A 12,942-nucleotide genomic window follows, 5' to 3' on the forward strand; every position below is an offset into this window, starting at 1 on the left:
GTCGACGGTCAGATTTATTCCAAGTAAGAGAGGAGACTACAGAATTGAAACGAAAAGGACTTGTGGGGATTTTAGTCATTGTTTTACTAGCATCTGTCTTTCTCATGACAGGTTGCGGGAACCAAAAGCCGGCAACTACTGGTGACGAGGAGCTGGCTACTTTAAACGTCAGCTATATCTTTACCAATCACCAAACTCCGTTGATAGTAGCTATGAAGCAGGGAGAGGCATTTAAAGACCAGGGAACTTATTTGAAAGAAGTTGTGCCCAAAGAAAAGTATGAGTTGTATTCCGACGGAAAAAAAGTCTGCAAGGTCAACATCATCACCGCCAAAAGCGGTTCGGAGACAGCCACCCTGTTTGCCCAGGGACATATTGATATTGGTCTGGCCTCGGTAACAGCCGTTATGAACGCTATTGACAGCGGGACCGCTGTTAAAATATTGTCGCCCATCCAAACTGAAGGCATGGCATTGGTATTCCCCAAAGGCAGCAATATCAAGGATTGGACATCGTTTGAAAACTACGTAAAATCATCTTCCAAACCGGTTATAATGGGCTATCATTCCCCTACCAGCGCACCCAAAATCGTCTTTGAAGCCGCTTTGTTCGATGCCGGTTTGAAAGTAACCCAAGATGCCAACGACACCTCGGCGGATATCCTGCTGGTTGATCTAAAAGAAACTTCAAACTTTATCCCCGCTTTGATCAGCAAGCAAGTAGAAGGATGGGTGGGGCCCTCACCTTTTCCTGAAGTTGCCGTTGAGGAAAACGTGGGACAGATCGTTGAACAATTGCGCGATCTTCCGCCTGCGGGCAAGTGGCATGATACCCCCTGCTGTGTAGTGGCAGCCAGTGATAAGATCATATCCGAATGCCCTGAAGAAGTCGAAGCCTTCATGAGGCTGATTGGTCTGAACAGCGCATGGTGCAATCAAAATTTGACCGAAGCTGCCCATATCACCGCGGATTGGATTGGAATATCCAAAGAAGAATCGGAAAAAGCCAGCCTGAAGTATATGAGTGCCCCCTCTGACAGTTGGACAGAAGGCGTGGGGGTTTATCAGAAGACTCTGGACAATATGGGCAAATTCAGCGGGAGCTTAAAGGGAAAAGAACTGAAAGATACTGAGTCGCTTCTCTTTGATTTCCAGTTTGTAGAGTAGTTTAGACCTTTGTTTTACTTACAGGTTCCCGAAAACAATTAGTTGCGGAAGGGAACCTGTTTTTATTTTATACCCAGGGAGAGGAGGAACAGCTTGGCTAAGGCAAGGAATACTTTACTTATCTCTCTAATCATACCGGTGCTCTTCGTAATCCTGTGGTGGTACTGTGCTCAAAGAGTAGATAATTCTATCATACTGCCGCAGGTAAGCGAGGTTTCTAGTTTATTAATCAGACCTATGGACAATCTTATCAGCATGGGTTCGCTGCTGAGCAACATTCTGGTGAGCCTGATCAGAGTTTTGACCGGGTATATAATAGCGGTATTGTTGGCCATACCTATGGGAATATTAATGGGATATTATTCCACCATGTTCACTCTATTCAATAATTTTTTAGGCTTGTTTCGGCCCATACCCCCATTGGCTTGGGTTCCGCTGGTTTTGGCCTGGTTTGGGGTAGCAAGTTTTGCTACTCTGTCCGGAATTGAACAAGGCCAACTCTATACATGGCTGAGCAGTTTAAAGCTATCAATGGTTTTTATCATATTCATCGGTGCCTTTTTCCCGATACTCACCAGCACAATTTACGGGGTAAGAAGCGTCAATAAAACCCTGGTCGATTCGGCATTGGTGCTGGGAGCTGATAGTCGCAAGATATTTAGTAAAATCCTTTTGCCCGCCGCAGCGCCATCGATTGTCAATGGTATGCGCACCGGTCTGGGGGTGGCCTGGATGTGCCTGGTTTCAGCGGAGATGCTGCCGGGTAGCATCTCTGGGGTAGGGTATCTTATCACCCACGCTTATACTATCGCGCATACTGAGATTGTAATCGCAGGTATGATCAGTATTGGCGTGGTTGGGGCCGTGTTGGATCTTATGTTCAGGATTTTTGAAAACAGGAAATTTAAGTGGCAAAGACTGGCTCGCTAAAAAGGAGATAAGCATGCGGGAAGATATTATTGTTATCAATCAAGTGGGCAAGACCTTTATCACGGAAAAAGGCGCTAATATACCGGCATTACAGGAGTTTTCGCTGAAAATCAAAGAAAATGATTTCATCTGTCTGGTAGGTCCCTCCGGCTGCGGGAAATCCACCTTGCTTCGAATGATGGCCGGGTTGGAGCCGGTGGTCCTGGGCCAGATTTTATACCGGGGCTATGAGGTTTTAAAACCGGATAAAAGGATAGGCATGGTCTTTCAGGAGTATTCATTACTGCCCTGGCGCACTGTGCTGGATAATGTGGGGCTGGGTTTGGAACTGGCAGGCACCCCGATCCGCCATTGCCGAGAAACGGCCATCAAATATTTGGAGCTGGTAGGCTTGGAGAAATTCTCCGGAGCCTATCCTTACGAATTGTCTGGAGGCATGCGCCAGAGGGTAGCGATTGCCAGGGCTTTGGCCAACGATCCCGATATCCTATTGATGGATGAACCCTTTGGTGCTCTGGACGCTCATACCCGAATCCTATTGCAAAAAGAGTTATTGAAGATTTGGGAGGCAAATCGCAAAACCATAGTATTTGTAACCCATAGCGTGGACGAAGCAATTTATCTCGCCGATCATATTATCGTAATGACTGCGGGACCCGGGAGGATAAAAGAACGTATAGATGTGAATATGCCCCGTCCCCGTGATAGGGCAAACCCGGTTTATGGGAAACTATCATCCCGTATCTTAGACATGCTGGAAGAAGAAGTCGTTTCCAGTCAGGAAGCCGTCACACCTAAGACATACCATTTCCCAGGCCGCGTAACAGCCAGGTCGTAGGGATTGCAAAGCCTCCCTGTTTTGCTATATCAGGTAGTAGCGGCCCTCAGTCTGGGCAGCCCGGTTATGCTTCACCAACCTCTGCAGATGTTGGAGCACCGCCATCTTCTCGAACCACATATTGAATTCGTCCAGGGTATGGTTCTTGCCATAGACTATCTGTTGGGCAGCCAATTCCTCTGCCGTCGATGGCACCTTTAAGGCCTGGATGATCTCTGCCTCCTTGCGGTAGATAACCTCCTCATACGCCTTCAGCCGCCCTGGTATGTTATCGGTGATTATGCCTTTGTGCGATGATACTACGATCTTGGGGTCAATCTCGGCACAGCAGCGGATGGATTTAATGAAATCATCGATATCGCTGCAGCGATGCGCATACCAGGGTCCAAAACTGCTCAGGTCGATGTCGGACACAAACAGCAGTCCGCTCTTTTCCTCATAGAAAGCACAGTGTCCCGGGGTATGTCCTGGGGTATGTATGACCTGCAGCCTGGTGCGTCCAAAGTCGAGGACCTCCCTATCGACAAACTCGCGATGGACCGGGGAAGCATGCAGGTCGATGCTGGCTATGAAGGCCTGGCCGATGGCGTTCCCGCCGAATTCAGAGAATCCGTAATACTCCCGGAAACCGGGCAGCGTCCGGGCTGCCGGGGCGTCCAGGGTGTGCATCCAGACTTCGGCGTCGGGGAACCGATAGTTGCCCAGGATGTGATCCTCGTGGAAATGGGTATTGACGATGACATCGATAGGTGACTTCAAGAGTTCCCGGAGATTTTCATCTCCACAAGAGGTATCCATGAGGGCGCGCCTCTCATCATCGATCAGCAGACAATGGCAGTACGGGAAACGGGCCTTGTTGGGAGCTTCGACAAAATAAATGTGATCGGTGATCTTGACCATCTATTATCCTCTCCTCATCTTACTATCCTTCGATAATAATGATTCGGCGGCCAATAATAAAATTGATTCACTCCGCTGAGCGCAATAAGGTGTGATCCCTGGTGTCGACGCTGTTGGCCACCTGCTGCATTTCTATGATGTATCCGTATACGGAGGCAAGGGGAATCAGATCCATATATCCGAGGTTGATTTGTCTGGGTTGTTTAAGAGCCTCAACTTAATAATAACCTATCATTGACCAGTTCTTCGCCACTATGTTTTTTGAAACTGGCGATAAGCGTTTCCACAGTCATCCCGGAGCGCTCTTTCCCCTGCAGGTCAAGAATGATGCTGCCCTCATGCATCATCAGGGTGCGAGTGCCAAAGGCTAGCGCATCAGTCATGTTATGGGTAACCATCAGGGTGGTCAAGTGCTCTGCCGCTACCAGATCCCGTGTCAGCTGCAAGACCTTCCGCGAGGTCAAAGGATCGAGGGCAGCGGTGTGTTCATCCAGCATCAGCAAACTGGGGCGAACAATGGTTGCCATCAACAGGGTCAAAGCCTGCCGCTGACCTCCGGAAAGCAAGCCCACTTTATCAGACATCCGATTTTCCAGTCCTAATTCCAATTGGGCCAATCGATCCCGGAAATTCCGCCTATCAGACCGGCTGATACCCGGTTGCAATCCCCGACTTTTTCCCTTAGCTAAAGCCATAGCCAGATTCTCTTCAATGGTCATGGCATAGGCCGTCCCCATTAAAGGATCTTGGAAAACACGGCCAATTAAGCGCGAACGTCGGTACTCCGGCCAATTAGTGATATCGTAATCCCCCAGCATAATACTGCCGCTATCGGAAGGGTGAACCCCGGCGATACAATTAAGCAGGGTGGATTTACCCGCCCCATTACCGCCAATTACGGCAGCGAATTCACCCGGAGCCAGGGTGAGATTAATCTGTTTTAAGACCTGTTTTTCATTCTGACTCCCCTGGCCAAAAACCTTGCTCAGGTTATTTATCTTTAGCATCAGCCTGGCCCCCTTCCCCGCCATACCGGGTAACCCAGCGTTTTTTCCGTTCCAGCAGATAGTCGCGAATTACCGGCATTGAAAGCGCCACTGCTACCACTACAGCCGATATCAATTTCATATCGGTGGGAGGCATTCCGGCCTCCATCGCCAAAGCGATGACCAGGCGATAAACCATCGCTCCCAGGACTACTGCCAGTAAGCGGCGCAACAGGGAACGGATACCGAAGATAACCTCACCGATGATTACCGAGGCCAGGCCAATAACCACCATGCCGACCCCCATGCTGATATCCGTAAATGATTGGTACTGAGCAATGATCGCCCCGGATAATGCTACCAGAGCATTAGATAAGGCCAGACCTATTGTAATCGTAAAGTCAGTGTTGCCCCCGATGGCGCGCACCATTTGGTCATTATCACCGGTAGCTCGCAAGATCAGGCCAAATCGGGTCTGCAAAAATAGGAAAAGCAGCACCATAATTAGAATAAGAATTGTGACCGGGATAATCAGTGGTGCTAAATCGTTGCCTTCCAGCAGGCTAAATATAGTGGTTTGGTTAATGAGGGGGATATTGGCTCTCCCCCCCATTACCCGCAAATTCACTGAGTACAAGGCCAACATGACCAAAATGCCTGCCAGGAGGGGCTGGATCTTCAATTTAGTATGCAGCCAAGCGGTTACATTGCCGGCTACAAATCCCGCTCCCATAGCTGCTATCAGCCCCAGCCAGGGATGTCCTGCTACGGCCAGCATTGCTGAACAAGCCGCGCCCAGCGTAAAGCTGCCATCTACGGTCAGATCAGGCATGTTCAAGGTGCGGAAAGAGAGAAAGACTCCCAAAGCCATGATAGCGTAGATGATGCCTAATTCGATTGATCCCTCTAAGGCTAATAAGGTCATAAACCAGGTTCCTTTCCCGTTTGGGCTACTTGCCGAAGATATGAGCTGCCTCTTTTACTACCGCATCGGGGATGGTAACGCCAATAGCAGCCGCTGTATCTTTATTCAGATAGATCTCGACATCGCTGATGGTTTTGACCGGGATATCTCCAGGCTTAGTTCCTTTTAATATCTCTGCCACCATTTTACCGGTTTCCTGTCCTAGGGTAATATAATTGACACCGTAGGTAGCCAGCCCGCCATCATTAACCATGGAATCAGCTCCGACATATACCGGTAGTTTGGCCTTATTGGCCACCTGGGCCACTACCGGCATAGCAGAAGCTACCGTATTATCGATCGGCGAAAACACCGCATCCACCTTACCAGCCAACGAGCTTACCGCCTGCTGGACTTCGTTGGAATTGGTCACGGTAGCATCAATTACTTTGATACCGTTCTTGGCGCCATAGGCTTTGAGATCATTAATAACCGAAACTGAATTGGTCTCGCTGGTATTGTAAAGTGCACCCACCGTTTTAATGCCCGGGGTAATGCGCTGAGCCAGTTCCATGATCTTTTCTGCGGAAACCGCATCCGAGGTGCCAGTTACATTGGCACCTGGTTTTTCTAAGTTGGTCACCAGACCAGAACCCACGGGATCGGTGCAGGCGGAAAATACTACCGGAATATCTTTGGTCTCACCAACCGCGGCTTGCGCTGAAGGTGTGGCTATGGCTACGATTAGATCGTACTTGTTGTTAGCAAACTTCTGAGCGATAGTCTTCAGGTTGGTCTGATCGTTTTGAGCATTTTGATAATCAATGGTGATGTTCTCCCCATCCTTATAACCCAGGGTGGCCAGTTCAGCTACCATCGACTCCCGGATGGTGTTCAAAGACGGGTGTTCCACAATCTGAACGATACCAATGGTTAGCTTACCATCATCCTTTTGGCCGCTCTTCCCACAGCCTACCACAGTTAAGGCCATAACCAGCATTAAACTCAGGGCCACCATCATGATCAACTTTCTCTTCATTCCTGCATTCCTCCTTTTAATTGTTCACTCAACTCTTCTCGATGGTGGCGGATTAAGGAGGCCAATAAAAAACACCCATCCTTGCCTAAGGACAGGTGTCTAGCCTGCGGTACCACCTTAATTGATACATCAATAAATGTATCCTCTCATGCAGGGTGCCATCACACCCCCCGCCCGTTAACGCTGGCGCTGCGTTGGCAGCTACTGATCTGCCTGGCAGATGTTCGCTCCACCCTCAGAGGCCCATTTGTCCACTCCATCTCCTGCCGGGCTCACACCTTCCCCGGCTCGCTTAAGGTTGGTGGTGGTTTTACTTCCTCTTCAACGGTTTAAATAAATGCTAACCGTTCACTCGCGAGTTTGTCAATAGTATGCTTTGCAATCTCATTCTATTAATAGAACTGCCCATGAAGAAAAAGGCTGATCCATACTCCGCCTGCTCCAACTCTAGATATTCTTGACATGCCCAATTTTCCTTATTGTCATTTTTCCTCCTGGCAGATATTCCACATATGGTTAAGCGGTCCGTTTCCTTTGCCTAGGTCAAGCATAGCCTTTAATGCGCCTGATACATACTCCTTGGCTAATTGGATCGATGTTTCCAAATCTATCCCCCTGGCCAGGTTGGATGCAATCGCACTGGATAAAGTACATCCGGTTCCATGAGTGTTTTTATTGTAAATCCTCTCTCCGATGAACCACCTGCACTTATGATCCTTGTACAATAAATCATTGGCATCGTTTACGCTGTGTCCGCCCTTTAAGAGAACCGCACACCGGTATTGATTGCTGATAATTTCCGCCGCTTTAATCATATCCGCTTCATTTGCTATGGATACTCCCGCTAGGACAGATGCTTCGGGAATGTTAGGTGTCAATACGACAGCCAGACGAAACAAACAATTTTTCAAGGTTTCCACTGCATCATCCTGGAGCAGTTTTGAACCGCTGGCGGAAACCATTACCGGATCCACGACAACGTTTCGCGCATTATAGAATTTCAGCTTTTCTGATATGGTTTCAATCAGTCTGGCTGATGATACCATGCCAATCTTGACTGCATCCGGATAGATATCGGTAAAAATACTGTCCAGCTGTTGGCCTAGAAATTCAGGAGTTACCTCCATTATCCCTGTAACCCCGGTCGTATTCTGGGCAGTGAGTGCAGTAATCGCACTCATGGCATATACGCCATTAGCGGTCATTGTCTTGATGTCTGCCTGGATTCCTGCGCCTCCAGAGCAATCGCTCCCTGCGATTGTTAATGCTGTTTTCATTGCTTTTCTCCATTCCGCTGTAATCGAGCTTTCTATAGCATTAAATATTGTATAGCGGCAAGGTGGTGTCCCCAATCTGCCGCTTTAACTTTAAAATGTGTCATGAACTAGGTTTTGGCTTCAGATGGAGTCTTTACTCCCACCTGAAGCTTAGCAATCGTTATCCAGGGACGCAGCTGCTTTTATCTCCCGCTGTGTTAGAATTAGGAGTCTTACGGCAAGTAGTCCTCGGATAAAGATGCTTTTTAAACCAGCCATTAATATCGTTCAGTTCCTCCAAGTAGATGTCGCTGGTTGTCTTGATCTCATCTATGTTGTCAATATTTGAAGCATCGAAAATCCCGACTGTCTTGAAGCCGACATCTCTTGCAGTTTGAATGGCATACAGGGCATCTTCAAAAACCCATGTTTCTTTGGGGCATGTTCCCAGATGTTCAGCCGCAGCAAGATAAATATCGGGCTTTTCTTTGCCGACACCTATTTCCGTACATGTAAATAGCTTGTCAAAATAATCTATGATCTCAAGTCTCACCAGTGCTTTTTCGATGACCTGTCTGTCACAGGATGTTGCCGCCACCATTTTAATGCCGGCCTGTCGCATGCTTTTTAAGAACGGCTCCACACCTTCCTTCAGTTGGACGTGGTTAAAATAAAAATCTTCAATGGTGTGATTGATGCCAGTTACAATTGCCTCCACATCCATATCCAGACGGTATCTGTTCCTCAAAAACTCTGCCCCTTCGATCATACTCATGCAAAACATAATTTTAGAAAGCCCGGGCTCCGCCTCTATTCCCAAATTGTATAAGAACATTTCACCGGCTTTATCCCAGATGGACATAGAATCTAATATAGTCCCGTCTAAGTCGATAATTGCCCCCTTGATCATGGTTTCACCATTTTCCCTTGCTTATTGAGTTCCAGGCCTCAACTAGCTCAGCCGCCGCCTGCTTTGGATTATCCGCTTCAGAAACTGCGGTCACGACGAAAAAACCATCGACTCCTGTTTGGGCCAGCGAAGGTATATCGGCAAGTTTAACCCCGCCACCGACAACTACTGGAATTGGGCTGAGTTTAGCAAGTCGAGAAATATCAGCCAGGCTTCTAGTGACCACTTTTCCATCCCCATCAAGCCCACAGTCCGGCTTGGTCGCAGTCTCATGCAGTGGTCCGACACCAAAATAATCGATCGGAGAGATATCCACGGTTTGGATATACTCAAATAATTCATGGGTTCTGGCGGATAGGCCAATGATGGCATCTTCGCCTAAGTATTTCCTGCAAACTTCCACTGGGATATCTGCTTGTCCCACGTGGATTCCATTAACCTTTATTCCTTGTGTTCTCGCCGCCAGGATAACATCCAGGCGGTCGTCCACCAGCAACGCAACTTCATCTGCCCGTCCAGCTTGCGCAATTACCACCGCGGCCTGACGGGTCAACTCGATCAATTCGCGGGCAGAGGCTACCTTGGATCGTATTTGCACACATGTAAACCCGGCCTCAACCGCATCTTTTATGATTGCCGCCACGGGCCGGCCTTTCGTATTCTCAGGGCCCACAACCAGGTATGCTGAAATATCAAGTCTATGCCTGAGGTTCATTATAATCTCCCCTCCTCAATGTCAAAGGGATTGTTAGCAATATCTACTGCGGTCGCTTTATACAGTTCATCGAGGAACTGAATTTGAAAGCTTCCCGGACCATCCGCCCCTTTTTCCGCGCGAAGCCCCGCTAAATTGTAAACCGCGGTAGCAGTAAGGGCTGCCACAAATGGTGAGGCGGCCGTTGCATAGACTGCGGCAACTCCGCCCAAAGAACAACCTGATCCGGTAATTATCTCCATAAAGTCCGACCCTCCATAAGAGAGGACGATGATTGCACCGTCGGTAATCAAATCCGTTTTTCCCGATACCGCAACAGCTCCACCGGTCCACCTGGCCAGGGCAACAGCTGCAGTTTTGGCGGCAGTTACCGGATCCGTGGAGTCAACCCCGCGAACCTTGGATACATCCGAACCGCCGTCCAACCCCCATAAACCCGCTAATGCGATAATTTCCGAGGCATTCCCTCTGATCACCGCTGGCTTGTACTCTTTAAACTGCCGCAACAGCTGCGTTCTAAGAGAGCCAATACCGATTGCCACCGGATCCAGGACCCATGGTTTCCCCATCTCATGCAAAACCCTGGCTGCGTGAGGTAAGGTCTGTTCATAAACTGGCAGCAGCGTACCCACGTTAATATAGACGGCTCCGCTGACTTTAGCCAAAAATTCGCCCTCATCGGGCAGATAAACCATAGCAGCGGAGCCCCCCACAGCAAGCTGGGCATTAGCCACAAAATTGATCGTTACACTGTTGGTGATTGACCCTGCCACAGGATTTGTCTGTTTTACTGTTTCAACCGCCTGAATTATTTGGCTTTGAATGTCCTCTTTATTGAGCAAGTTATATTTTCCCTTTCGTTGAAATTACCCAGGTTAAGTAACATTTCGTTAGGACTACCGAGGTTAAGTAACAAGTTGAATGGAATATTCTTATATTTTATATAGTGAGAAAGGCCCACTATGCCGATTTAGATGCACTGAAAAATTGACGACTCTACATATTTTGTTTTCAAAAGCACCTTTCTAAAATCCTTATACTAAAAAATGCCCCCCTTTGGTAAGGAGAGCATTTAGGTATTAATGATAATGGCTTGCTTCCCTACGACAGTATTAACTGACAGGTTCAAAGGGTCAGGTTTTACCTTCTCAACTCCTAAGAGTCCCCCCGCAATATATTTAATTTATATTCTCTTTAGTATTTATCACTTATAGACTTTGGTGTCAACTACAGTGAATTGTTACCCCATCTTTTTGTATTGTGTTAGTGCCAACCAGTTGGCAGCCCGCGGCAGTTAATAATCTTGACAAAGACGGCTTCAGATGCGAACTAACTGCCTATCCCTGATTCCGCCGGCGGCGGCTGGGCCGGGCTATATGGCCCTCACGGATCGGGTCGTTAATGGCCGGGAAAGCGCTGAAGTGCAGGACCTGCGCGCGATCGATGAGGCCGGCTCCAATATAGCAATCCGTCTGTATACGGAAGTCGGTGCCCTCCCCCGGTGATTTGTAGAACTCTGGCTTGGCCTGGGAAAGGTGCTGCCATACCTGACCGGGCCGGGGTGCGTTTTTACGCGGCTTTGCGCCCCTGGACTCCAGAGCCTCCATGGCATAGCTCTTCAACAGTTTGCTCCACAGGCCGTCCAAGGCGTCGCTGTGGCCTAGAATATCAAGGCAGTTGAAGCTGTCATTGACAAGCACCATTACCCCGACTTGATTGGGCAAGACCTCCACCCCCGCGGTGTACTTTTCCATTTCGGCCTGATAATCAACAAACACGTCATGCATGGCTGCGGTGGCTGAATACGATCCCATTGCGGCTTGTTTGCGGTCAATCTCTGCCCAAACCGCACCCTGGTCTGACGCAAAGTCGGCATGCATGCGAAGGTTGGCGGTCACGTCAGCAGTCCTCTTAGAGCGCAGGCGGCTGTAACCGAAGGCCTCCGAAATGTTGAAGGAGGCCGAGGTGTGGTGCCAGCGCCCGCGTTCCACGCAGCTGACCGGGATCACTAATTTCACCCCGGCGGCAATCAGTAGGGTGGCATTGACCAGGCGGTTCTGCTTGGCTCCCACCAGTTCTTCCCCGTCGAGGATCAACACCGGTTTTTCGCCTTTGTTTATAACTTGAATTTCATTGACACTGCCTCCCTCGCCGATCTCTCTGGCTTCCAGGCGTCCCCCTTGCACGGCCTCATCCAGCATCTCATAATACATCGGTCCCGCTTCTGTCTTGGCGATGATCGGTATCAGGGTCAGGTTCTCTCTCACCCACGGCTCCCCCAACTGCAGCTCTTGGAAGTGGCGTTTCAATACTTGTTCCATAGCATTGTCCTCCTGGTCTTTAATCTGGGTAAATTGTAAAACCCAGGCTGGACACTAGGTTGTCACCATAAAATGGTGAACACAGATAGGCAGTTATTGTTGACATAAACCGGGGGTAGTCGGGAAAACGCAGGGGATAGTGGAGATGCAGCGGAAACACCGGGGACAATCCCGTGTTTCCCCAAGGGGACGGAGCAGGAACAGTCCCGATGTTACCTCTCGTTGAGCCGCCTGAGACTATTTTTCTAAATACACTTCGCTGCCGATGCTGCGTATATAAGGCGACCAGGCAGCCCCTTCTCCTGAGGCTTGGGCGGATTTAAACTTCCAGATCTCAGCGTCCATCATATCTGCCAAATGCAATACTTTGGCCTCCAGGAATTGCGGTTTCTTAGGGGACTGCCACTCATAATAGCCGTGATGACTGGCGATCATATGCAACAGTTTGTTGCGGGTGATCCTGCTGACCGGTATGCCTTCCATCAGCCCTTCCAGCATTTCTATGCCCAGGATGATATGCCCCAGCAGTTTACCTTCATCGGTGTAGGTTATGCCCTCTCCCGCCTCCATCTCCCGGACCTTGCCGAGGTCGTGCAAGACTGCCCCGGTTAGAATCAGTTCGCGGTCGATATCGGGGTGCAGCTGCGCCATCTGCAGGGCAACTCTAGCCGTCCCCAGGCTGTGTTCCAACAGGCCTCCATTGTAGTTGTGGTGGTAGCGCTGGGCAGCCGGGGCCAGGCAGAAGTTGGGGTAATAGTCCGCTGCCATGAAGGCTATCCCCAGTTGTCTGAAGGGCTCGTTGTGCAGGCTGTTTAAGAGCTGCCTCAAATCTGATTCCATGGCGATAATGTTATCGCGGGCGGCTGCATTCAGGGCCTGGAACTGCGGCATGGCCTGCAGGTGCGCGATTACACCGGGGTAGGCGGTTTTTTCACAGGTTTTCATATGCTTCTCCTCTGCGGTTATCAATCTTTAAG

At 49.3% G+C, this 12,942-nt stretch carries 13 protein-coding genes and 1 riboswitch; of the genes, 3 read left to right on the plus strand and 10 right to left on the minus strand.

Translation table 11 applies throughout. From position 1 onward, the window contains the following. The first annotated feature begins 104 nt into the window (after nt 1-104). From AC15IQ_RS06270 to AC15IQ_RS06280, 3 genes are all read left to right on the plus strand, one after another. Complete coding sequence (locus AC15IQ_RS06270) at nt 105-1,166, plus strand: ABC transporter substrate-binding protein (protein ID WP_483177921.1); 1,062 nt, start codon at nt 105-107, stop codon at nt 1,164-1,166. Nucleotides 1,167-1,259: 93 nt separating this feature from the next. Beyond that, entirely contained in the window at nt 1,260-2,096 is an 837-nt protein-coding gene (locus tag AC15IQ_RS06275; RefSeq protein WP_483177923.1) for an ABC transporter permease, read from the plus strand. 13 nt (nt 2,097-2,109) lie between these two features. After that, complete coding sequence (locus AC15IQ_RS06280) at nt 2,110-2,934, plus strand: ABC transporter ATP-binding protein (protein WP_483177924.1); 825 nt, start codon at nt 2,110-2,112, stop codon at nt 2,932-2,934. Between the two features lie 24 nt (nt 2,935-2,958). Here the strand turns inward: AC15IQ_RS06280 and AC15IQ_RS06285 are convergent, their stop codons facing one another. The 10 genes from AC15IQ_RS06285 to AC15IQ_RS06330 form a co-directional block, all read right to left on the minus strand. After that, complete coding sequence (locus AC15IQ_RS06285) at nt 2,959-3,834, minus strand: MBL fold metallo-hydrolase (RefSeq protein WP_483177926.1); 876 nt, start codon at nt 3,832-3,834, stop codon at nt 2,959-2,961. Between the two features lie 212 nt (nt 3,835-4,046). Continuing rightward, complete coding sequence (locus AC15IQ_RS06290) at nt 4,047-4,841, minus strand: ABC transporter ATP-binding protein (RefSeq protein ID WP_483177927.1); 795 nt, start codon at nt 4,839-4,841, stop codon at nt 4,047-4,049. Then, nucleotides 4,825-5,745: an ABC transporter permease gene (locus AC15IQ_RS06295; protein ID WP_483177929.1), complete on the minus strand. Its 921-nt coding sequence runs from the start codon at nt 5,743-5,745 to the stop codon at nt 4,825-4,827. The genes AC15IQ_RS06290 and AC15IQ_RS06295 overlap by 17 nt, the downstream gene beginning before the upstream one ends. Before the next feature lie 25 nt (nt 5,746-5,770). Further along, nucleotides 5,771-6,763 (minus strand): ABC transporter substrate binding protein, encoded by a 993-nt coding sequence (locus tag AC15IQ_RS06300; protein ID WP_483177931.1) that lies wholly within the window; start codon nt 6,761-6,763, stop codon nt 5,771-5,773. A gap of 482 nt (nt 6,764-7,245) precedes the next feature. Beyond that, nucleotides 7,246-8,040 (minus strand): bifunctional hydroxymethylpyrimidine kinase/phosphomethylpyrimidine kinase, encoded by a 795-nt coding sequence (gene thiD, locus AC15IQ_RS06305; protein ID WP_483177932.1) that lies wholly within the window; start codon nt 8,038-8,040, stop codon nt 7,246-7,248. A gap of 160 nt (nt 8,041-8,200) precedes the next feature. After that, complete coding sequence (locus AC15IQ_RS06310; protein ID WP_483177933.1) at nt 8,201-8,929, minus strand: HAD family hydrolase; 729 nt, start codon at nt 8,927-8,929, stop codon at nt 8,201-8,203. Nucleotides 8,930-8,933: 4 nt separating this feature from the next. Beyond that, a complete protein-coding gene (locus AC15IQ_RS06315; RefSeq protein WP_483177935.1) occupies nt 8,934-9,644 on the minus strand; it encodes a thiamine phosphate synthase in 711 nt (236 codons plus the stop codon). Next, nucleotides 9,644-10,486 carry a hydroxyethylthiazole kinase gene (thiM, locus tag AC15IQ_RS06320; RefSeq protein ID WP_483177936.1) on the minus strand — a complete coding sequence of 281 codons (843 nt, stop codon included), beginning with the start codon at nt 10,484-10,486 and terminating at the stop codon, nt 9,644-9,646. Before thiM ends, AC15IQ_RS06315 begins: the two co-directional genes overlap by 1 nt. A gap of 238 nt (nt 10,487-10,724) precedes the next feature. After that, nucleotides 10,725-10,823, minus strand: a riboswitch (TPP riboswitch). A 158-nt stretch (nt 10,824-10,981) separates the two neighbouring features. Further along, complete coding sequence (locus AC15IQ_RS06325; protein WP_483177938.1) at nt 10,982-11,965, minus strand: ARPP-1 family domain-containing protein; 984 nt, start codon at nt 11,963-11,965, stop codon at nt 10,982-10,984. A 237-nt stretch (nt 11,966-12,202) separates the two neighbouring features. Further along, on the minus strand, nt 12,203-12,910 hold the full coding sequence (locus AC15IQ_RS06330; protein WP_483177939.1) for an HD domain-containing protein: 708 nt from the start codon (nt 12,908-12,910) through the stop codon (nt 12,203-12,205). Nucleotides 12,911-12,942 lie beyond the last annotated feature (32 nt).

Source organism: Syntrophomonas sp. DTU019, from assembly GCA_913757435.1.
GTDB lineage: Bacteria > Bacillota > Syntrophomonadia > Syntrophomonadales > Syntrophomonadaceae > DTU019.

Coding starts and splice junctions, on each gene's coding strand:
- AC15IQ_RS06290 (WP_483177927.1), bottom strand. CDS start 4,841: ATGCTAAAGATAAATAACCTGAGCAAGGTTTTTGGCCAGGGGAGTCAG.
- AC15IQ_RS06300 (WP_483177931.1), bottom strand. CDS start 6,763: ATGAAGAGAAAGTTGATCATGATGGTGGCCCTGAGTTTAATGCTGGTT.
- AC15IQ_RS06285 (WP_483177926.1), bottom strand. CDS start 3,834: ATGGTCAAGATCACCGATCACATTTATTTTGTCGAAGCTCCCAACAAG.
- thiD (WP_483177932.1), bottom strand. CDS start 8,040: ATGAAAACAGCATTAACAATCGCAGGGAGCGATTGCTCTGGAGGCGCA.
- AC15IQ_RS06315 (WP_483177935.1), bottom strand. CDS start 9,644: ATGAACCTCAGGCATAGACTTGATATTTCAGCATACCTGGTTGTGGGC.
- AC15IQ_RS06325 (WP_483177938.1), bottom strand. CDS start 11,965: ATGGAACAAGTATTGAAACGCCACTTCCAAGAGCTGCAGTTGGGGGAG.
- AC15IQ_RS06280 (WP_483177924.1), top strand. CDS start 2,110: ATGCGGGAAGATATTATTGTTATCAATCAAGTGGGCAAGACCTTTATC.
- AC15IQ_RS06310 (WP_483177933.1), bottom strand. CDS start 8,929: ATGATCAAGGGGGCAATTATCGACTTAGACGGGACTATATTAGATTCT.
- AC15IQ_RS06270 (WP_483177921.1), top strand. CDS start 105: ATGACAGGTTGCGGGAACCAAAAGCCGGCAACTACTGGTGACGAGGAG.
- AC15IQ_RS06330 (WP_483177939.1), bottom strand. CDS start 12,910: ATGAAAACCTGTGAAAAAACCGCCTACCCCGGTGTAATCGCGCACCTG.
- AC15IQ_RS06295 (WP_483177929.1), bottom strand. CDS start 5,745: ATGACCTTATTAGCCTTAGAGGGATCAATCGAATTAGGCATCATCTAC.